The organism is Enterobacter sp. CGMCC 5087 (genome assembly GCF_003144775.1).
GTDB classification, from domain to species: Bacteria; Pseudomonadota; Gammaproteobacteria; order Enterobacterales; family Enterobacteriaceae; genus Enterobacter; species Enterobacter cloacae_M.
In genome coordinates, this window is the sequence record NZ_QFXN01000069.1 from 29,302 (window position 1) to 49,105 (window position 19,804).

Consider the following 19,804-nt stretch of genomic DNA (forward strand, 5'->3'; position numbering starts at 1 on the left):
GTTCAGCTTCTGAGCGGGCGGCAAATCACGTTCATGGCCAGCGCGCTGCAGAGCGGGAAGAGGGCCAGCAGCAGCCAGGGAAGCATCGCCTGCGTGGAGGGCACCAGGGCGCGATCCAACAGACTGCCAAACAGCAAATTCCCCGTCAGGACCGCGACTCCGCCAGCGGTGGCGAGTGCGCCATAGTGCGCCCCCAGCGTGGACTCTTCGGCAAACCTTGGGATCAGATCCTTTGCCGAGGGTACCAGCAGCATCTGCCCCAGCGTCAACAGCGTCACGAAACAGACCGACGGCAGCAGGCGCAGCCAGCCCTCTGGCGGTGCCGTCGACGCAAACATTGCCACACTTGCAAAGGCGGCGGAGAGCAGCAAAAAGCCCACCGGCAGGATCCTCACCGCGCCCACGCGCCGGGCGAAACGCGCCAGCGGCAGCTGTAACGCCACGATCAGGACAGAGGCCAGCATAAAAAGCGGGCCGAGATCTTTCTCGTTACCGCCGGAACGCTGGATCTCTACCGGCAACGCCAGATAGAGTTGGTTATAGCTCAAAAGCCACGAGCTATAGGCAATAATAAAGGCGACAAAGCGGGGCTGGCGGAATGTCGTCCACCAGGGAACGAGCTTCAGCGTCCGCGAGGCGTGGCGTGACGCGGGCAGGCAAAAGTAGAGCACCACCAGCGCAACGATAAAGACCCCTGCGCCCGCCAGCGCCACCTGGCGAAAGCCCAGGCCGGTGAGCAGGGCGCCGGCAACCGGGCCCAGTACCGCACCGAGTTCCCCGCAGACCGCAAAGAGCGCGAACCACTCCGCCCGGCTTCGTTTACCTTTCGCCTCGCTGTGCGTGCCCGCTTTCGCCAGCAATGCTTCAATCGACGGAGAAAACAGCGCGCCGCCCACGCCTGTCAAACATGCGCCCAGAATAATCGGCCACAGCGATCCTCCGAACGCCAGCAGCAGATACCCCGCAACGCGAACAATACAGCCGCTCAGGATAACGACTTTCGCGCCAAACCTGTCCGAGAGCGCGCCGCCGACGATAAACATCCCCTGCTGAGAGAAGGTGCGCAGGCCGAGGATCAGCCCGATCAGCCCGCCGGAGAGCAGCATGTCGTCGCGCAGGAATATCGCCAGGAAGGGAACAACGGCGTAAAAGCCGATGTTAAAAACAAACTGGCTACCCAGTAAGACGGGCGGCCAGAGCGTGGTGGCAGGGCGAAGGGGCATCGTTGTTCACTCGCCCCTAAACGATAAAGTGAATGTGCTTTTTGCCATGGAACGGTGAGATCTCAATTTTGGTTTTGACCCGGAAGACGTCCCAGAGCAGCGACTCGGACAGGATGTCCTGCGGTGTTCCCGTCGCCACAATGTGCCCTTTCTGCATCACAATCAGCGAGTCGCAGAACATCGAGGCGTGGTTGAGATCGTGGATGGCGACAATGCTGGTGACCGGTAATTCGCTGATCAACTGCATCAGCTGCATCTGATGATGAATGTCCAGGTGGTTGGTCGGTTCATCCAGCAGGATTTCCGTCGGGGTCTGGGCCAGCGCGCGGGCAATGTGGACGCGCTGACGTTCACCGCCGGAGAGGCTCAGCCAGCCCTGGTCGCTTTTATCCAGCATATCCACGCGCTGCAGAGCGGCGGTGACGGTTTCGTCATCGTGCGTGCTCCAGTTGGAAAAGGCGGAGTGGTGCGGAATACGTCCAAGTTTCACCACGTCGCGCACGCGCATGTTGGCGTCAGTCATGCCGTGCTGTTCCACGAAGGCGACCCGGCGGGCAAGCTGTTTTTTGGCGATGCGGGTAATGTCCTGTCCGTCCAGGGTGACGCAGCCAGCATCCGGGCGACGCAGCCCCGCGAGGATACGTAAAAGAGAGGATTTACCGCAGCCGTTAGGGCCAAGCAGTCCTACCGTTTCGCCCCGTGACACCTTCAGCGAGACGTCATTAACGATGACTTTTTTGCCGACCTTCCAGGTAATATTTTCCGCGCAGATGCTCATCACTTATTCCTTGAACGGTAAATAATCACGGCAAAGAAGGGGACGCCAACCAGCGCGGTGACCACGCCGACGGGCAGGCTTTGCGGTGCAATCAGCATGCGTGAGGCAATGTCTGCCAGCACCATCAGGATCGCGCCTGCCAGCGCGCTGGCAATCAGCAGCGTGCGGTGCAGCGGCCCGAACAGGAAACGCATCACGTGCGGCACCACCAGCCCGACAAAGCCGATTGACCCCGCCATGCTGACGATGGTTGCGGTAATCAGCGCGGTGGTGGTAAAGAGCGCCAGGCGCACCCAGGGAACGGCAATGCCCAGCGACGCGGCTGCGTCGTCACCGAACGTAAAGGCATCCAGCGCCCGGGAATAGTAGAGGCAAATGGCTAACCCAATCAGCACCACGACCAGTGCCAGCTGGAATTCAGGCCAGCGTACGCCGCTGAAGCTGCCCAGCAGCCAGAACATCACGTCGCGCGCCTGCTGGGCGCTGGCGGAGGTGCTGATGGTGTAGGCGGTAATGGCGTTGAAAAGCTGCGAGGCGGCGACGCCTGCCAGAATAGTACGTTCATTCCCGCCGCGCGCGCCGTTCGTCAGAAACGCGACAAACGCAAACGCGGCGAATGCCCCGGCGAAGGCACCGGCAGAAAGGGAGACCGCACCGGTGCCGATCCCCAATACGACAACAGAAACCGCCCCGGTCGACGCGCCCGCGGACACGCCGAGCACGTAGGGTTCCGCCAGCGCGTTCTTCAGCAAGCTCTGCAATACGGCACCGCAGATGGCCAGCCCCGCGCCGCAGCAGGCCGCCACCAGCGCGCGGCTCAGGCGAAAGTCCCAGATCACGCTTTCATAGATGCGAGTGAGCGGAACCTCGGTGAGCCCCATTTTATTGCTGATGGCGTAAAACACGTTATCAAGCGGGATGGACAGCTCGCCGACGCTGACGCTCAGGGCGATCACCAGAAATAGCAGTACCAGGGCGAGCAAAGCCGAGGTCGTCAGAACCAGGCTCTGCCGGGCCTGAAGAACGGCGATTGTCATCAGTTCAGCCCCAGCTTTCTGAGCTGTTCGCCGACCTGCTCAGCCCCGTAAATCGTGCGAATCGTCGGGTTCATGGCCTGACCGTCCATCACCACGATGTGGCCTTTTTTCACCGCGTCCAGCTGGCTGACGGCAGGATCGCTCTTCAGGAATTTGATTTTTTCTTCCGCGTTATCCAGCGCCCAGCGGTTGCGGTCCAGGCTGGAGACCACAATCACATCCGGATTGGCGGCAATAATGCTTTCCCAGCCCACGGTTGGCCATTCGGTCTCGGAGGTGATGGCGTTATGCCCGCCCATCAGGCTCGCAATAAACCCGGAGGGGCTATTTTTACCGCCTACGTAGGCGTCCGCAGAGGGGGATGAGCTGGAGAACCAGAAGACAAACGAGAGGTCTTTTTTGTTCTTGCCGAATTCCTTACGCAGGTCGGCCTCACGTTTTTTGAAATCGGCAATCACGGCCTGACCGCGGTCTTCAACGTTAAAGATTTTGGCGAAATCCTCAATCTCCTGATAGAGATACGTCATACCCCACAGTTTCTGGCGGCTGCCGTACATATCGCCCGTGGCTTTTTTGGTCGCGCACATGCCCGGTGACACGTAGCTGTTCACGCCCAGGGTCATCAGATCGTCGCGTTTTGCGACCTTGCTTTCCGGCCCCAGCAACAGCGGCGTTTGGGCGGGGACAAAGTCGGGATTTTGCGCAAGCACGGATTCAAGGGTAGGGATTTCGACCGTCAGGGTTTTGATTTTTGCGTTCTGTTCCGCGAGCTGCGGCAACACTTTCGTCGGCCAGAAGGCGCTGGCCTTCACCTTATCTTCCAGCCCCAGCAGGAGCAAGATTTCGACGGTATTCTGACCCAGGGCCACGACGCGTTCCGGCGCTTTGGTGAATGTCTCTTTATAGCCACAGTTTTCAATGGTCAGAGGATATGTGGTTGCCAGAGCAGAACTGACCGACGCAACCGCTAGGCCTAACGCGCAGATGACCTTCTTCATGAAACGCTACCCTTGATTAATATTATTATTGATGCAAATGAAACTCATTATTAAGGCGGAATTTTATACAGAGGAAACGATTTTGTGTCAATGAGGGACATTGCGCAGGGTAACGAAAGGCGGTGTCAGAGCAACACCGCCGGATTGGGGGGCTTAAACCAGGCTCTCTTTATCAATCCCGAGACGCTTCATGCGTGACAGCAGGGTGGTGCGTTTTAACCCCAGGCGCTGGGCGGCACCTTTTGGCCCGGCGACCACGCCGTTGGTCTCTTTCAGCACGCGCATAATGAGCTGATATTCATCTTCTCCCTCTTTCGCTGTCTCGGCGGCGGGCGCGGTTACGTCAGGAAGCGTAACTTCAGGCAGGGAGAGTTGCAGCACGTTTCCGCGCGTCAGCAGCACCGCGCGTTCGATGACGTTTTCCAGCTCGCGCACGTTGCCGGGCCATTCCATCGATGAAAGGGTACGCAACGTCTCGGCAGGAATACTGTCGATGTTTCGCCCCATCCGGCGCGCGATCTTCGCGGTAAAGGCTTTGACCAGCAGGGGGATATCTTCCGGGCGCTCGCGCAGCGGCGGCAGGAAGATCGGGAAGACGTTCAGACGATAGTAAAGGTCGCTGCGAAACTCGCGGTCGGCGACCATTTTTTTCAGGTCCCGGTTGGTGGCCGCAATCAGCCGCACGTCGGTCTGGATAAGCTTGTTGCTGCCAAGGCGCTCAAACTCCTGCTCCTGCAGGACGCGCAGCAGTTTCGGCTGTAGCTCCAGCGGCATATCGCCCACTTCGTCGAGAAACAGCGAGCTTTTGTCCGCCAGCTCAAAACGGCCCAGCCGCTGGCTGCTGGCCCCGGTGAATGCGCCTCGCTCGTGGCCGAACAGATCGCTTTCCAGCAGTCCCGCAGGCATCGCGGCGCAGTTCATCTTTACCATCCGTCGGCTGTTGCGGTTGCTCAGGTTGTGGATGGCGCGGGCGATCAGCTCTTTGCCCGTGCCGGTTTCGCCCAGAATCAGCACCGTGCTGTCGCTCTGCGCCACCATCTCAACCTGCTTGAGCACGCTGTACATGGCGTCGCTGCGCCCGATGATTTCGCCAAACTCGCTGTCCACGTTGTTGAGCTGTTCGGTCAGGGCGAGGTTTTCGTCCACCAGCCGCTCCTTCAGACGGTGGATCTCCTGGTAGGCGAGGGCGTTATCCAGTGCGATAGATATACGCTCGGCAATCTGGCGCAGCAGCTTCAGGTTGGCGGTGGTGAACACGCCTTCCTCGCACTGCGCCAGCTTCAGCACGCCCAGCATGGTGTTACCGGACATCAGCGGCAGCAGGCACAGGGTCTGAATTTTATTGCCCCAGGTGTTAAACAGCATCCGCTCGTACGGCGCGACCGGGTCCTGCTCGTTCAGGTTGAGCAGGAGGATCTCTTTGCTTTTGAAGACCCGCTCAGAAAGGGTGCCCGCTTCGTCCACTTCGCTCTGCTCGTGCGCCGGGTTGGCTTCATCGAGATAATGCGTGGAGTAGATGTTCAGCTTGCCCTTGCGATGGCCGCGCAGCGCAATGCTGATGGCGTCTATTTTGAAATAGTGGTGGATCTCTTTCGAGACTTCGCTGACCAGCTCGTCCATGTCCAGGCGGGAGAGCACGGCGTTGGTGATGGCGACCAGAATGCGGAAGTTGTCGCGCTCGCGGCTCAGCAGGTCGTAATCGACGTTATTGGTGACGCGGCCTTGGATCTGCTCCGCGACGACGGCCACAATCTGGGTAAAGGTGTGCAGGCGCTCGTATTCCGCCTCGCTCCAGGGCTGGTCGGTCGTGCGGATAAACTCGCAGCCGCCAAAAATCTGGCCCTCAGCCGCCAGCGGCAGCATGCAGTAATGCCCGAAAGGCTGATAGAGGTCGCTCTCCGTCAGCTTCGGCCACGCCTGGCGGAACTCCGCAAAGCTGCAGTGCAGCACTTCAGGCCGGGAGAGTATGCGGCGCACCGGGCCATGCGCCAGATACGTTTCGTCTTCGTATTCAAACGTTTTGCCATTATCACGCGTCGAGTAGTAGCTCGCGCGCTGCGTTCCGCTATGCCAGAGCACAATCGCGGCGCTGTCCGCCAGCGCCGATTGCCTGACCAGCCGCGTCAGGGCATCGCTCAGCGCGCCGAGGTCGGGCTGCTGTAAAAGTGTGCGCGTGATGTCAAACAGGCCCTGCTGTCCAAGATCGCTCATCGGTGTATACGGCATATTGCTTTCCAATAGAAACTGGCAAAAAAGAGACATTCAGTGCTGACCGCTTTTGGCGCGGTTCTAGCAAATACGGGGTAAGGGTTCCGCGTGCGGCAGGTCAAGCGTCCGCTTCACGCCATAAAGTCCGGTCAGGCGCACCCCTTTGCGCTCAACCACTTCACCAATCATCGCCGCCTCTTTTCCTGACGGATGAGCCCGCAGCTGTTCAAGAACGGCTTCCGCGGCCGAGCGTTCAACGCCAATCACCAGTTTGCCTTCGTTGGCAAAGTTGAGCGGGTCCAGCCCCAGCAGTTCGCAAAGCCCACGAACGGCGGGCTTAACGGGCAGGCTGCGCTCGGTGAGTTCAATCCCGCATCCGCAGCTTGCCGCAAACTCATGGACCACGGCGTTGACACCGCCTCGCGTGGCATCCCGCAGGGCCTTCACGCCGGGAATACCGCGCAGCGTCTGAATCAGCGGGGTGAGTACCGCGCAGTCGCTGCGCAGTTCGCCGTCCAGCCCCAGGCCCTCGCGCAGGTTCAGGATGGTCGCCCCGTGGCAGCCCAGCGTGCCGGTCACGATCAGCACGTCGCCCACGCTGAGGCGCTGTGCGCCCCAGTGAATATCGGCGGGGATCGCGCCCATGCCGGCGGTGTTGATAAACAGCTTGTCGGCCGCGCCGCGCTGCACCACTTTGGTATCGCCGGTGACGATAGCTATCCCGGCCTCGCGCGCGGTCTGCGCCATGCTGTTGACCACTGTCGTGAGCGTCTCCATCGGCAATCCCTCTTCGAGGATAAACCCGCAGGAGAGGTAGCGCGGAACGGCACCGCTGACCGCCACGTCGTTGGCCGTGCCGCAGACGGCGAGCTTACCGATATCGCCGCCGGGGAAGAACAGCGGGTCAATCACGTAGCTGTCGGTGGAGAAGGCCAGCCTGTCGCCCTGCGCGGTGAGGGTGGCGAGGTCAATGCGCGCCTGGTCTTCCTGTTCGGCGAGCCAGGGGTTGTTGAAAGCTTCCATAAACAGCCGGTTAATCAACTGCTGCATCGCCTGTCCGCCGCTGCCGTGCGCCATTTCAACCGTATTCATGCTTCACTCTCCTGGTTGCGATACTGATACCACGCGGCACACGCCCCTTCGGAGGAGACCATCAGCGCGCCAAACGCCGTTTGCGGGTTACAGGTATTGCCAAATAATGGGCATTGATGCGGTTTGCATTTACCGGTAAGCACGTCGCCGCAGCGGGCCCGGGGATCGTCGCAAACCTGCTGCGGCTGCGGGCAGAAATGCGCTTCGGCGTCGAACGCGCGATAGGCTGACGTCAGGCGCACGCCGGATTCGGCAATCAGCCCCAGACCACGCCACTCGCTGTCGCCCTCAACGCTGAACACGTCGGCGATCGCCTGCTGCGCCCGTTCATTTCCCGCATCCGGCACCACGCGGCGGTACTGGTTTTCCACCGCACTCAGGGCCGCTATTTTCTGCTCAACCAGCATGGTCACACCTTGCAGTAGATCAAGTGGTTCGAAACCAGCGACCACTAACGGACGATTGTACTGTTCAGCGATAAAACCGTAGGCGTCTGTGCCAATCACCATGCTGACATGCCCCGGTGCCAGAAAGGCGTCAATGCCGTTTCCCGGCTCTTCCAGCAGGCTGCGCAGCGTGGGAATGAGCGTAATGTGCTGGCAGAAGAAGAAAAAATTCCCGACGCCGCGCGCTTTCGCCTGCTGCAGCGTGATGGCGGTGGCGGGCATGGTGGTTTCAAACCCCAGGCCAAAAAACACCACCTTGCGCGCGGGGTTGTCCTCCGCCAGCGTCAGGGCATCCATCGGCGAATAGACGATCCGGATGTCGGCCCCGCGCGCTTTCGCCTGCAGCAGCGAGCCGGTTTTCCCCGGCACGCGCATCGCGTCGCCAAAGGTGCAGAAAATGACGTCAGGCTGGCTGGCAATTTCGATGCAGCTGTCGATGCGCCCCATCGGCAGCACGCACACCGGGCAGCCGGGGCCGTGGATAAACTCGATGTTCTCCGGCAGCAGCTGGTCGAGGCCAAATTTGAAGATGGCGTGCGTATGTCCGCCGCACACCTCCATGATCCGCAAGGGGTTTTCCGCCGTGTAATCCAGCAGCGCGGCGCGCGTTTTCAGGTGCCCGATAAGCTGCAGCACCTGCTCGGGCGCGCGGTATTCATCAACGTAACGCATGGCTAAAGCTCCTCGCCGTACAGCAGCGCGCCCACGTCAGGCTCCACGTCGAACATGTTTTGCAATGCATCCAGCGTGTCGCGGGCTTCCGCTTCGTTAATCACGCTCATGGCAAACCCCACGTGGACGAGCACCCACTGGCCGAGACGCGATGCGCCCGTTTCATCGCTGCAGCCCACCAGCGTCAGGTCCACGTCGCGCAGGATGCCGCAGACCTCCACTTTGGCCTGGTTCCCGTCAATGGAATGGATTTGTCCCGGTACGCCTATGCACATCGTTCGCTCTCCAGCCAGTTCAGCCAGGCGTCCATGCCGTCGCCGCGCGTGGCGGAGACCAGCAGGATCTCAATCTCCGGATTCACTTCCCGGGCGCAGGACAGGCACTTGTCCACGTCGAAGTTCAGGTATGGAAGCAGGTCAACTTTGTTCAGCAGCATGATAGACGCGGCGGCAAACATATGCGGGTATTTCAGCGGTTTGTCTTCGCCTTCGGTCACCGAAAGCACCGCCACCTTGTGGCGTTCGCCCAGATCGAAGCTCGCCGGGCAGACCAGGTTGCCGACGTTTTCAATAAACAGAATGCCGTTATCCGCCAGCGGCAGACGCGGGGCGGCGTCGGCAATCATCTGCGCATCCAGGTGGCAGCCTTTGCCGGTATTGACCTGAATCGCCGGGGTGCCGGTTTCGCGAATGCGCGCCGCGTCGTTAACGGTTTGCTGGTCGCCTTCGATCACCGAGCAGGAGACGCGCTCGCTCAGGCGTTTGAGCGTTTCCGTTAATAACGTGGTTTTGCCGGAGCCGGGGCTGGAGACCAGGTTCAGCACCAGCTGTTTGCGGGCGGCAAAGCGCGCGCGGTTGCGGGCGGCGATCTGGTTATTTTTGTCCAGCACGTTGATTTCCACTTCCAGCATCCGGCGCTGGCTGATGCCCGGCGCGTGGGTACCCGCTTCGCCATGGCCGTAGTGCAGATCGCCCGCAGCGGAGCGTTGCGGGGCGAAGGTGATACCGGTTAAAGCCGCAGCTAGCCGCGGGGCAGGCGAAAAGGGCGCGGAGCGAAACGCGGAATGGGGACGGTGTTCATCCCCTTCTATATACAGGTTGCCTTCGGCGCAACCGCAGGTGCTACACATACTTTACTCCTTCTCGATTTCGAGGCGTTGGATCTGCATGCCGTCGTCCGCCACGATGCGAAGACCGGTGCTCTGACACTGCGGACAGCGCTGAACCTTTGATGACAGCAGGGTGACGTACTGCTGGCACTGCTCGCACCAGCACTCCGCCTGCTGCTCTTCAATATGGAGTTCGCAGCCTTCCGCCAGCGTGCCGCGACACACCAGCTCAAAACAGAAATGCAGGGCGCTGGGCTCGACGCAGGAAAACGCCCCGACCTTCAGCCAGACGCCGGTGACGCGCTTCGCGTGGTTTTGCACTGCCTGCTGTTCGATAAGTTCCAGAGCCCGCTGGCAGAGGGTGATTTCGTGCATGACGCCTCCTCAATGAATTGCGCCATTGAATGCAATAACGGTGCCAGCTTGATTTTTGTTAAGGCGTGACGATGTCAACGCTGTCGAAATGACACGTCGACACCGCGGCGTTGACAGCGGTTTTGTAATTAAATCTATTTAAAATCAGTAATATAAAAACTGGCATGAAATCTGCTTAACAACCGCTATCTCCATTAACCGGATACCTTCTATGACTATTTGGGAAATCAGCGAAAAAGCGGATTACATCGCGCAGCGTCATCAGCAGCTGCAGGACCAGTGGCACCTCTACTGCAACTCTCTGGTTCAGGGCATAACCCTCTCGAAAGCGCGTCTTCACCACGCGATGAGCTGCGCGGCGCAGGGCGACATGCGCTTCGTCCTGTTCGGCCATTTCATCATCAACGTTACCCTGGCGGACAACTTCAACAGCCACACCATTGAGTACCACCTCGAGACAAAAGACGGCGAAAAACAGTGTATTGCGAAGGCGCAGCTGATGGCCGACGGCATGGTGGACGGCCACGTCAGCAACCGCGATCGCCAGCAGGTGCTGGAGCACTATCTGGAAAAAATCGCGCCGGTCTATAACGGCCTGTACGCCGCCGTTGAGCACGATCTCCCGGTCAACCTGAAGCAGCTGATGGATGGAAATACCTCAGCGAACGTGGCCTGACTCCTGCGTGTCGAGAAGTGTCGACAAGACAGTTTTTCGTCAAAAATGACTATCACCAGAGGATAACCCGGTGAACCGTTTTGTAATTGCTGACTCGACGGTCTGTATTGGCTGTCGAACCTGTGAGGCGGCGTGCTCGGAAACGCATCGCCTGCATGGGCTGCAGTCCATGCCGCGCCTGCACGTCATGCGTAATGAAAAAGAGTCTGCCCCGCAGCTCTGCCATCACTGTGAAGACGCCCCCTGCGCGGGCGTCTGCCCTGTGAATGCCATCACCCGCGTTGATGGCGCAGTCCAGCTGAACGAAAGCCTGTGCGTAAGCTGCAAGCTGTGCGGCATTGCCTGCCCGTTCGGCGCGATTGAATTTTCCGGCAGCCGTCCGCTGCATATTCCGGCGAACGCCAACTCGCCAAAAGCCCCGCCCGCACCACCGGCTCCGGCACGCGTAAGTACGCTGCTGGACTGGGTGCCCGGCATCCGTGCCGTTGCGGTGAAATGCGACCTGTGCAGCTTCGATGAGCAGGGCCCGGCCTGCGTACGCACCTGCCCGACTAAAGCTTTGATTCTGGTTAACATTCGCGACATCGCCCGTACCAGCAAGCGTAAACGCGAGCTGACCATCAACAGTGATTTTGGCGATCTTTCTCTGCTACAGGCGCTTAACGAGGGGGCGAAATGAACGCGGCGATGATGATTACCAGCGCGGTAGCCTGTTTTGCTGGCGCCGCTGTTCTGGCGCTGATCTTCTCATTCCATAAAACCCTGAGCGGTGCGATCGCCGGGCTCGGCGGGGCGGTGGCTAGCCTGATGACGCTGGCAGCAGGCGGCGTTGTCCTGCTCGGCGGCCAGTCCGCTGAGACCGTGATGCCGCTGATTCGCCACACCGTTGAGATCGCGCCCCTGAACGCCATCTGGCTGGTGACGTTTGGCCTGTGCGGACTGTTTATCAGCCTGTTCAATATCGACTGGCACCGCCATCCGCACGCCAGGGCTAACGGCCTGCTGGTTAACCTGCTGATGGCGGCGGCGGTCTGCACCGTTATCGCCAGCAACCTCGGCGCGCTGGTGGTGATGGCGGAAATCATGGCGCTGTGCGGCGTGTTCCTGACGGGCTGCAGCGCCTCCGGCAAGCTGTGGTTTGCGCTGGGACGCCTAGGAACGCTGCTGCTGGCGCTGGCCTGCTGGCTGGTGTGGCACCGCTTCGGCACGCTGGATTTCTCTGCGCTCAACGGGCATCCGCTGGGGAACGACGTCTGGCTGCTGGGCGTGCTCGGCTTTGGCCTGCTCGCCGGCATCATCCCGCTGCACGGCTGGGTGCCGCAGGCGCATGCGAATGCCTCCGCGCCCGCCGCCGCGCTGTTTTCCGTGGTGGTGATGAAAGTGGGTCTGTTCGGGATTCTGGCGATTACGCTGACCGGCGGACAGCCGCCGCTGTGGTGGGGCGTCGTGCTGCTGATTACGGGCATGATCACCGCGTTCGTCGGCGGCCTGTACGCGCTGATGGAGCACAATATTCAACGCCTGCTGGCGTACCACACGCTGGAAAACATCGGCATCATCCTGCTCGGTATTGGCGCGGGGGTGACCGGGCTGGCGCTCAACCAGCCGGCGCTGATTGCCGCCGGTTTTATCGGCGGTCTGTATCACCTCGTCAACCACAGCCTGTTTAAAAGCACCCTGTTCCTCGGCGCGGGCAGCGTCTGGTTCCGCACCGGCCATCGGGATATCGAAAAGCTGGGCGGGATTGGCAAAAAGATGCCCGTCATTTCGCTGGCGATGCTGGTGGGTCTGATGGCAATGGCCGCGCTGCCGCCGCTGAACGGCTTTGCCGGGGAGTGGGTGATCTACCAGTCCTTCTTCGCGCTCGGCCAGAGCGACGCATTTATCGCACGCCTGCTCGGCCCGCTGCTGGCGGTCGGTCTGGCGATAACCGGGGCGCTGGCGGTGATGTGCATGGCGAAAGTCTACGGCGTGACCTTCCTCGGCGCGCCGCGCACCCGCGAAGCGGAAAACGCCTGCTGCGCACCGTTGTTGATGGGCGTGAGCGTGGTCGCGCTGGCGCTGTGCTGTATCGCGGGCGGCGTCGCCGCGCCGTGGCTGCTGCCGCTGCTGGGCAACGCCATTCCGCTGCCGCTGACCGTGGCGAATACCACCGTCTCTCAGCCCATGATCGCGCTGCTGCTGATTGGCGCACCGCTGCTTCCGTTCGTACTGATGCTGTTCTTCAAGCGCGACCGGCTCGCCTCCCGCTCGCGCGGTGCGGCGTGGGCCTGCGGCTACGAACACGAACAGTCGATGGTTATCACCGCCCACGGTTTTGCCATGCCGGTGAAGGAGAACTTCGCCGCCGTGCTGAAGCTGCGCCACTGGCTGAACCCGGTGGGCTGGGTACCCGGCTGGCAGAGCGCCGCCGCGCCCGCGCTGTTCCGCCGTCTGGCGGTCATCGAGCTGGCGGTGCTGGTGGTCATTGTGATTTCACGAGGAGCCTGACATGAGTCTGTTACTGGCAATTCTTCAGGCGCTGGTGCTGTTCGCCGCCGCGCCGCTGCTGTCGGGCATCACGCGCGTGGCGCGCGCCCGGATGCACAACCGTCGCGGGCCCGGGGTGCTCCAGGAGTACCGCGATCTCTTTAAACTGCTCTCCCGTCAGAGTGTGGCCCCGGACGCCGCAGGCTGGGTCTTCCGCCTGACGCCGTTTGTGATGGTGGGCGTGATGCTGACCATCGCCACCGCGCTGCCGGTGGTGACGGTGGCGTCGCCGCTGTCCGTGCTTGGCGATCTGATCACGCTGATTTACCTCTTCGCCATCGCCCGCTTCTTCTTTGCGATTGCGGGCCTGGACACCGGGAGCCCGTTTACCGGCATCGGTGCCAGCCGCGAGGCGATGCTCGGCGTGCTGGTCGAGCCGATTCTGCTGCTGGGGCTGTGGGTTGCCGCGCAGGTCGCGGGTTCCACCCACATCAGCTTTATCACCCACACCGTTTACCACTGGCCGGTGTCCCGCTCGATCCCGCTGGTGCTGGCGCTGTGCGCCTGCGCGTTCGCCACGTTTATTGAGATGGGCAAACTGCCGTTCGATCTGGCGGAAGCCGAGCAGGAGCTGCAGGAGGGGCCGCTTACCGAGTACAGCGGCTACGGCTTCGCGGTGCTGAAGTGGGGCATCAGCCTCAAACAGCTGGTGGTGCTGCAGATGTTTGTCGGCGTCTTCTTCCCGTGGGGGCAGATGACGCACTTTTCCGCGGGCGGTCTGGTGCTGGCCGTCGTGGTTGCCGCCCTCAAGCTGCTGGTCGGCGTGCTGGTGATTGCCCTGTTTGAAAACAGCATGGCGCGCCTGCGTTTTGTGGAAACGTCGCGCATCACCTGGGCCGGTTTTGGTTTTGCATTTTTAGCGTTCGTCTCCTTGCTGGTGGCGTGATTAAAGAGAGTATTTATGTCTGAAGAAAAGAAAGGTCAGCAGTATCTCGCCGCGTTGCATCAGGCTTTCCCCGGCGTGGTGCTGGAGGACTCCTGGCAAACCAAAGACCAGGTAACCGTCACCATTAAGGTGAACTATCTGCCGGAAGTGGTGGAGTTTCTGTACTACCAGCAGGGCGGCTGGCTGTCGGTGCTGTTCGGCAACGACGAGCGCCAGCTGTGTGGCAACTATGCGGTGTACTACGTGATGTCGATGGAGCAGGGCGAAAAGTGCTGGCTCACCGTGCGCGTCGAAGTCGACCCGGCTAAGCCGGAATACCCGTCCGTCACGCCGCGCGTGCCCGCCGCCGTCTGGGGCGAGCGCGAAGTGCGCGACATGTACGGCCTGGTGCCGGTCGGCCTGCCGGACGAGCGCCGCCTGGTGCTGCCGGACGACTGGCCGGACGAACTCTATCCGCTGCGCAAAGACAGCATGGACTACCGCCAGCGCCCGGCGCCGACCACCGACAGCGAAACCTACGAGTTTATCAACGAGCTCGGCAGCAAGAAGAACAACGTGGTGCCGATCGGCCCGCTGCACGTCACCTCCGACGAACCGGGCCACTTCCGCCTGTTCGTCGACGGCGAGAACATCATCGACGCCGACTACCGCCTGTTCTACGTCCACCGCGGCATGGAAAAGCTGGCGGAAACCCGCATGGGCTACAACGAAGTGACGTTCCTCTCTGACCGCGTGTGCGGCATCTGCGGCTTCGCCCACAGCACCGCCTATACCACCTCGGTGGAGAACGGCATGGGGATCGTGGTGCCGGAGCGCGCGCAGATGATCCGCGCCATTCTGCTGGAGGTGGAGCGCCTGCACTCGCACCTGCTGAACCTCGGCCTGGCCTGCCACTTCGTCGGCTTTGACTCCGGGTTTATGCAGTTCTTCCGCGTGCGCGAGGCGTCAATGAAGATGGCGGAGATCCTCACCGGGGCGCGTAAAACCTACGGCCTGAATCTGATTGGCGGGATCCGCCGCGACCTGCTGAAGGACGACATGATCCAGACCCGCCAGCTGGCGCAGCAGATGCGCCGCGACGTGCAGGAGCTGGTGGACATGCTGCTCAGCACGCCAAACATCGAGCAGCGTACCGTCGGCATCGGCCGCCTTGACCCGGAGATCGCCCGCGACTTCAGCAACGTCGGCCCGATGGTGCGCGCCAGCGGCCACGCCCGCGACACGCGTGCCGATCACCCGTTCGTCGGCTACGGCCTGCTGCCGATGACCGTGCACAGCGAGCAGGGCTGCGACGTCATCTCGCGCCTCAAGGTGCGCATCAACGAGGTGTTCACCGCCCTGAACATGATCGACTACGGCCTCGATAACCTGCCGGGCGGCCCGCTGATGGTGGAGGGCTTCACCTACATTCCGAACCGCTTTGCCCTCGGCTTTGCCGAAGCGCCGCGCGGGGACGATATCCACTGGAGCATGACCGGCGACAACCAGAAGCTCTACCGCTGGCGCTGCCGCGCGGCCACCTATGCCAACTGGCCAACCCTGCGCTATATGCTGCGCGGCAACACGGTTTCCGATGCGCCGCTGATCATCGGTAGCCTCGACCCGTGCTACTCGTGCACCGACCGCATGACCGTGGTGGACGTGCGCAAGAAGAAAAGCCAGGTGGTGCCGTACAAAGAGCTTGAGCGCTACAGCATCGAGCGTAAAAACTCGCCGCTGAAATAAGGACTCGCCATGTTTACCTTTATCAAAAAAGTAATCAAAACGGGCACGCAGACCCGCAGCTATCCGCTGGAGCCGATGCCGGTGGATAAAAACTTTCGCGGCAAGCCGGAGCACAACCCGCAGCAATGCATAGGCTGCGCGGCCTGCGTCAACGCCTGTCCGTCGAACGCCTTAACGGTCGAAACGGATCTCAAAACCGGCGAGCTGGCCTGGCAGTTTAACCTCGGGCGCTGCATCTTCTGCGGCCGCTGCGAGGAGGTCTGCCCGACGGTCGCCATTCGCCTGTCGCAGGAATACGAGCTGGCGGTGTGGAAGAAGGAGGACTTTCTGCAGCAGTCGCGCTTTGACCTGTGCAGCTGCCGCGTCTGCCAGCGCCCGTTTGCCGTGCAAAAAGAGATCGACTACGCCATCGCGCTGCTGCAGCACAACGGTGACGCCCGCGCGGAGCATCACCGTGAAAGCTTTGAGACCTGCCCGGAGTGCAAGCGTCAGAAGTGCCTGCTGCCGTCCGACCGTATTGATATCACCCGCCATATGAGAGAGGCCAGCTGATGGAAAATTTACTCGGCCCGCGAGACGCTAACGGCATTCCTGTGCCGATGACGGTGGAGGAGTCCATCGCCAGCATGAAGGCGTCGCTGCTGAAAAAAATCAAACGCTCGGCCTATGTCTACCGCGTGGACTGCGGCGGCTGCAACGGCTGCGAGATTGAGATCTTCGCTACGCTGTCGCCGCTGTTTGACGCCGAGCGCTTCGGCATCAAGGTGGTGCCGTCCCCGCGTCATGCGGACATTCTGCTGTTTACCGGGGCCGTCACCCGCGCCATGCGCTCGCCCGCGCTGCGCGCCTGGCAGTCCGCGCCGGACCCGAAAATCTGCATCTCCTACGGGGCCTGCGGCAACAGCGGCGGTATCTTCCACGACCTTTACTGCGTCTGGGGCGGCACCGACAAAATCGTGCCGGTGGACGTCTACATTCCGGGCTGCCCGCCAACGCCTGCCGCGACGCTGTACGGCTTCGCGATGGCGCTTGGCCTGCTGGAGCAGAAAATCCACGCCCGCGAGCCGGGCGAGCTGGACAACCGGCCTGCGGCCATCCTGCACCCGGACATGGTCCAGCCGCTGCGAGTGAAGATTGACCGCACGGCGCGCAGGCTGGCGGGCTATCGCTACGGGCGTCAGATAGCCGATGATTATCTGCGCCTGCTGAGCCAGGGCGACCATCAGGTGGCGCGCTGGCTGGAGGCGGAAAACGATCCGCGTCTCAATGAGATCGTGGCGAACCTGAACAGCATCGTGGATGAGGCGCGTATCCGATGAGTGAAACGGTGGTGTTCAGCCAGCTGAGCCGTAAGTTTATTGATGAGAACGATGCCACGCCCGACGCGGCGCAGCAGGTGGTCTATTACAGCCTGGCGATTGGGCATCACCTCGGGGTGATTGACTGCCTGGAGGCGGCGCTGAGCTGCCCGTGGCCCGAATACCTGGCATGGATCGCCACGCTGGAGGAGGGCAGTACGGCGCGGCGCAAGATGGAGGGCGTGCCGAAGTACGGCGAGATCGTCATCGACGCCAACCACATTGCAATGCTCGCCAACGCCTTTGACGCGGCGCTCGGCAGGCAAACCCCCGAGCAGCAGTCGTGGAGCAAAACGCTGCTTAGCATGCTGCACGATATTCATCAGGAGAGCGCCATCTACCTGATGGTGAGGAGATTACGTGACTGACGTTTTACTGTGTGTCGGCAACAGCATGATGGGCGACGACGGCGCGGGCCCACTGCTGGCAGAGATGTGCGCCGCGAATCCGCAGGGCAGTTGGGTGGTGATTGACGGCGGCAGCGCGCCGGAAAACGACGTGGTCGCCATCCGCGAACTGCGCCCGGAGAGGCTGTTAATCGTCGATGCCACCGATATGGGGCTGAACCCGGGCGAAATCCGCCTGATTGACCCGAACGACATCGCCGAGATGTTTATGATGACCACCCACAATATGCCGCTGAACTACCTTGTCGATCAGATCAGGGACGACGTGGGCGAGGTGCTCTTTTTGGGAATTCAGCCGGATATCGTTGGGTTTTATTACCCGATGACGCCGCCGGTGAAGGAGGCGGTGGAACGGGTCTATTCACGGCTTGCGGAGTGGGTTGGGGACGGTGGTTTTTCTCAGCTCTGAGCAGTGCCAAACCCCTCTCCCTGTGGGAGAGGGAGAGGGGTAAGGACAGGCTACTCCAGATCCGCCCCGTTACTCGCAATCACCTTCTTATACCATCCGAACGATTTCTTGCGTTTCCGCTCCAGCGTGCCGTTTCCGGCGTCGTCGCGGTCAACGTACACAAACCCGTAGCGCTTGCTCATCTCGCCCGTTGAGGCGGCCACCAGGTCAATGCAGCCCCAGGTGGTGTAGCCCATCAGCGGCACGCCGTCCTCAATCGCGTCGCCCATCGCGCGGATATGCTCGCGCAGATAGCTGATGCGGTAGTCGTCGTTGATCTCGCCGTTTTCATCAATGACGTCCTTCGCCCCGAGGCCGTTTTCCACCAGGAACAGCGGCTTCTGGTAGCGGTCGTACATCATGTTCATGGTGATGCGCAGGCCGAGAGGGTCGATGCCCCAGCCCCATTCGCTCACCTGAATATGCGGGTTGCGCAGGGACTTCACGATGTTCGCCGCGCTGGTGTTGCCCGCGTTCATGTCCGCCGACGCGCAGCGCGAGGCGTAATAGCTGAACGAGACAAAGTCGACGGTGTTTTTCAGCAGGTCGTCGTCGCCCGGATCTTTCACAATCACCACGCCTTTCTCGCGGAACACGCGGGCGGAGTAGGCCGGATAGCTGCCGCGCGCCTGCACGTCGATAAAGAACAGGTTCTCGCGGTCTTTCTCCAGCGCCATCCACACGTCTTCCGGCTTGCAGGAGTAGGGGTAGAAATTGCCGCCCGCCAGCATGCAGCCCACCTGGTTTTCCGGGTTCACCTCGTGGGCGATTTTGGTTGCCAGCGCGCTCGCCACCAGCTCGTGGTGCGCGGCCTGGTATTTCACCTGGTCTTCCTTTTCGCCTTCCTCAAACACCAGCCCCGCGCCGGAGAACGGGCTGTGCAGCATGATGTTGATTTCGTTGAAGGTCAGCCAGTATTTCACCAGCCCGTTAAATTCTTCAAAGCAGGTGCGGGCGTAGCGGGCGAAGAAATCGACCATCCTGCGGTTGCGCCAGGAGCCGTATTCCGTCACCAGGTGCATCGGCACGTCGAAGTGGCAGAGCGTTACCAGCGGCTCGATGTTGTACTTTTTGCACTCCTCGAACACCGCGCGGTAGAAGGCAATGCCCTCTTTGTTCGGCAGCGGTTCGTCGCCGTTGGGGTAGAGGCGGCTCCAGGCAATTGAGGTGCGGAACACCGTAAAGCCCATCTCCGCCATCAGGGCGATGTCTTCTTTATAGCGATGGTAAAAATCAATCGCTTCGTGGCTCGGGTAGAACTCGTCGTCACGCAGCGAAAAACGCTTTTCCTTACCGATCTTCACCGCCAGGCGATTCGCGCCGTGGGGGATCATATCGATGGTCGTTAGTCCTTTGCCGCCTTCACGGTAAGCACCTTCACTCTGGTTGGCGGCAAGCGCGCCGCCCCATAAAAATCCTTGTGGAAAAACAGACATTCTTACCTCGCTTTCAATTTATGCTTTTGCTGCGTTGTTCTGTACCGGTGCGGTCTGCAGGGCGCGCGCTTTTTCAGCCTCGTCTTCGACCGGGATATCCTCAAACCCTAAAAGCAGGGTCAGAACAAACGACAGCACCACTGCCAGCCCCATCACGCCGAACACCCAGACGATGGTCATCGGGTTGGCCGGGTCAAAGAACTGCACGCTGGTGAACAGCCCCGGTGCCGCCATCGAGTGGCTGGCAAGACCGGCCATGCCGGCGACCGCCCCGCAGATAAAGCCGCTGATCAGGCTCGCAATCAGCGGACGTTTCAGACGCACCGCCACGCCGTACAGGGCCGGTTCAGAGATCCCCGCCATAATGGCGGAGGCTGCCGCCGCCAGCGCCGTCTGGCGCAG

Annotated in this window: 20 protein-coding genes and 1 pseudogene; 9 read left to right on the top strand and 12 right to left on the bottom strand. The window is 61.1% G+C overall.

The genetic code is table 11. The annotated features are described in order from the left end of the window. Positions 1-2 precede the first annotated feature (2 nt). From DEO48_RS06390 to hypA, 10 genes are all read right to left on the bottom strand, one after another. Positions 3-1,223, bottom strand: a complete 1,221-nt coding sequence (locus DEO48_RS06390; protein ID WP_063622358.1) for an MFS transporter — start codon at positions 1,221-1,223, stop codon at positions 3-5. A gap of 16 nt (positions 1,224-1,239) precedes the next feature. Next, positions 1,240-2,001, bottom strand: coding sequence for an ABC transporter ATP-binding protein (locus tag DEO48_RS06395; protein ID WP_045908495.1), 762 nt, complete (start codon positions 1,999-2,001; stop codon positions 1,240-1,242). Next, positions 2,001-3,038 carry an iron ABC transporter permease gene (locus DEO48_RS06400; RefSeq protein WP_045908496.1) on the bottom strand — a complete coding sequence of 346 codons (1,038 nt, stop codon included), beginning with the start codon at positions 3,036-3,038 and terminating at the stop codon, positions 2,001-2,003. The genes DEO48_RS06395 and DEO48_RS06400 overlap by 1 nt, the downstream gene beginning before the upstream one ends. Beyond that, positions 3,038-4,036, bottom strand: a complete 999-nt coding sequence (locus DEO48_RS06405; protein WP_109844669.1) for an ABC transporter substrate-binding protein — start codon at positions 4,034-4,036, stop codon at positions 3,038-3,040. The genes DEO48_RS06400 and DEO48_RS06405 overlap by 1 nt, the downstream gene beginning before the upstream one ends. 153 nt (positions 4,037-4,189) lie before the next feature. Next, positions 4,190-6,262 (bottom strand): formate hydrogenlyase transcriptional activator FlhA, encoded by a 2,073-nt coding sequence (gene flhA, locus DEO48_RS06410; RefSeq protein ID WP_109844670.1) that lies wholly within the window; start codon positions 6,260-6,262, stop codon positions 4,190-4,192. A gap of 63 nt (positions 6,263-6,325) precedes the next feature. Next, entirely contained in the window at positions 6,326-7,336 is a 1,011-nt protein-coding gene (hypE, locus tag DEO48_RS06415; RefSeq protein ID WP_109844671.1) for a hydrogenase expression/formation protein HypE, read from the bottom strand. After that, positions 7,333-8,454, bottom strand: a complete 1,122-nt coding sequence (gene hypD / locus DEO48_RS06420) for a hydrogenase formation protein HypD (protein ID WP_109844672.1) — start codon at positions 8,452-8,454, stop codon at positions 7,333-7,335. Before hypD ends, hypE begins: the two co-directional genes overlap by 4 nt. Positions 8,455-8,456: 2 nt before the next feature. Next, complete coding sequence (locus DEO48_RS06425) at positions 8,457-8,729, bottom strand: HypC/HybG/HupF family hydrogenase formation chaperone (protein ID WP_109844673.1); 273 nt, start codon at positions 8,727-8,729, stop codon at positions 8,457-8,459. Continuing rightward, positions 8,720-9,583, bottom strand: a complete 864-nt coding sequence (gene hypB / locus DEO48_RS06430) for a hydrogenase nickel incorporation protein HypB (RefSeq protein WP_109844674.1) — start codon at positions 9,581-9,583, stop codon at positions 8,720-8,722. Before hypB ends, DEO48_RS06425 begins: the two co-directional genes overlap by 10 nt. Positions 9,584-9,586: 3 nt before the next feature. Further along, a complete protein-coding gene (gene hypA, locus DEO48_RS06435; RefSeq protein ID WP_047059961.1) occupies positions 9,587-9,937 on the bottom strand; it encodes a hydrogenase maturation nickel metallochaperone HypA in 351 nt (116 codons plus the stop codon). A gap of 211 nt (positions 9,938-10,148) precedes the next feature. Between hypA and hycA the strand changes: the two genes are divergently transcribed. The 9 genes from hycA to hycI all read left to right on the top strand — a co-directional run bounded on the left by hycA (position 10,149) and on the right by hycI (position 17,927). Continuing rightward, the gene (gene hycA / locus DEO48_RS06440) at positions 10,149-10,613 is read left to right on the top strand and encodes a formate hydrogenlyase regulator HycA (RefSeq protein WP_045404197.1); all 465 of its coding nucleotides are present in this window, start codon (positions 10,149-10,151) and stop codon (positions 10,611-10,613) included. 70 nt (positions 10,614-10,683) lie between these two features. Further along, positions 10,684-11,292 (top strand): 4Fe-4S dicluster domain-containing protein, encoded by a 609-nt coding sequence (locus DEO48_RS06445; RefSeq protein WP_023308971.1) that lies wholly within the window; start codon positions 10,684-10,686, stop codon positions 11,290-11,292. Next, a complete protein-coding gene (gene hycC / locus DEO48_RS06450; RefSeq protein ID WP_109844675.1) occupies positions 11,289-13,103 on the top strand; it encodes a formate hydrogenlyase subunit 3 in 1,815 nt (604 codons plus the stop codon). The genes DEO48_RS06445 and hycC overlap by 4 nt, the downstream gene beginning before the upstream one ends. A 1-nt stretch (position 13,104) precedes the next feature. Then, positions 13,105-14,028 carry a respiratory chain complex I subunit 1 family protein gene (locus DEO48_RS06455; RefSeq protein WP_109844676.1) on the top strand — a complete coding sequence of 308 codons (924 nt, stop codon included), beginning with the start codon at positions 13,105-13,107 and terminating at the stop codon, positions 14,026-14,028. Between the two features lie 15 nt (positions 14,029-14,043). Further along, complete coding sequence (gene hycE / locus DEO48_RS06460) at positions 14,044-15,753, top strand: formate hydrogenlyase subunit HycE (protein ID WP_109844677.1); 1,710 nt, start codon at positions 14,044-14,046, stop codon at positions 15,751-15,753. A 9-nt stretch (positions 15,754-15,762) separates the two neighbouring features. Further along, positions 15,763-16,305, top strand: coding sequence for a formate hydrogenlyase complex iron-sulfur subunit (locus DEO48_RS06465; protein WP_109844678.1), 543 nt, complete (start codon positions 15,763-15,765; stop codon positions 16,303-16,305). Continuing rightward, positions 16,305-17,072: an NADH-quinone oxidoreductase subunit B family protein gene (locus DEO48_RS06470; RefSeq protein WP_033146382.1), complete on the top strand. Its 768-nt coding sequence runs from the start codon at positions 16,305-16,307 to the stop codon at positions 17,070-17,072. Before DEO48_RS06465 ends, DEO48_RS06470 begins: the two co-directional genes overlap by 1 nt. Beyond that, on the top strand, positions 17,069-17,479 hold the full coding sequence (locus DEO48_RS06475) for a formate hydrogenlyase maturation HycH family protein (RefSeq protein ID WP_109844679.1): 411 nt from the start codon (positions 17,069-17,071) through the stop codon (positions 17,477-17,479). Before DEO48_RS06470 ends, DEO48_RS06475 begins: the two co-directional genes overlap by 4 nt. Continuing rightward, on the top strand, positions 17,472-17,927 hold the full coding sequence (gene hycI, locus DEO48_RS06480; protein ID WP_109844680.1) for a hydrogenase maturation peptidase HycI: 456 nt from the start codon (positions 17,472-17,474) through the stop codon (positions 17,925-17,927). Before DEO48_RS06475 ends, hycI begins: the two co-directional genes overlap by 8 nt. 50 nt (positions 17,928-17,977) lie before the next feature. Here the strand turns inward: hycI and DEO48_RS06485 are convergent, their stop codons facing one another. Both DEO48_RS06485 and DEO48_RS06490 read right to left on the bottom strand, forming a co-directional pair. Further along, positions 17,978-19,402, bottom strand: a complete 1,425-nt coding sequence (locus DEO48_RS06485) for a 6-phospho-beta-glucosidase (RefSeq protein ID WP_109844681.1) — start codon at positions 19,400-19,402, stop codon at positions 17,978-17,980. Between the two features lie 18 nt (positions 19,403-19,420). Beyond that, positions 19,421-19,804 (bottom strand): annotated as a pseudogene (locus DEO48_RS06490) (PTS cellobiose/arbutin/salicin transporter subunit IIBC); the annotation flags it as partial.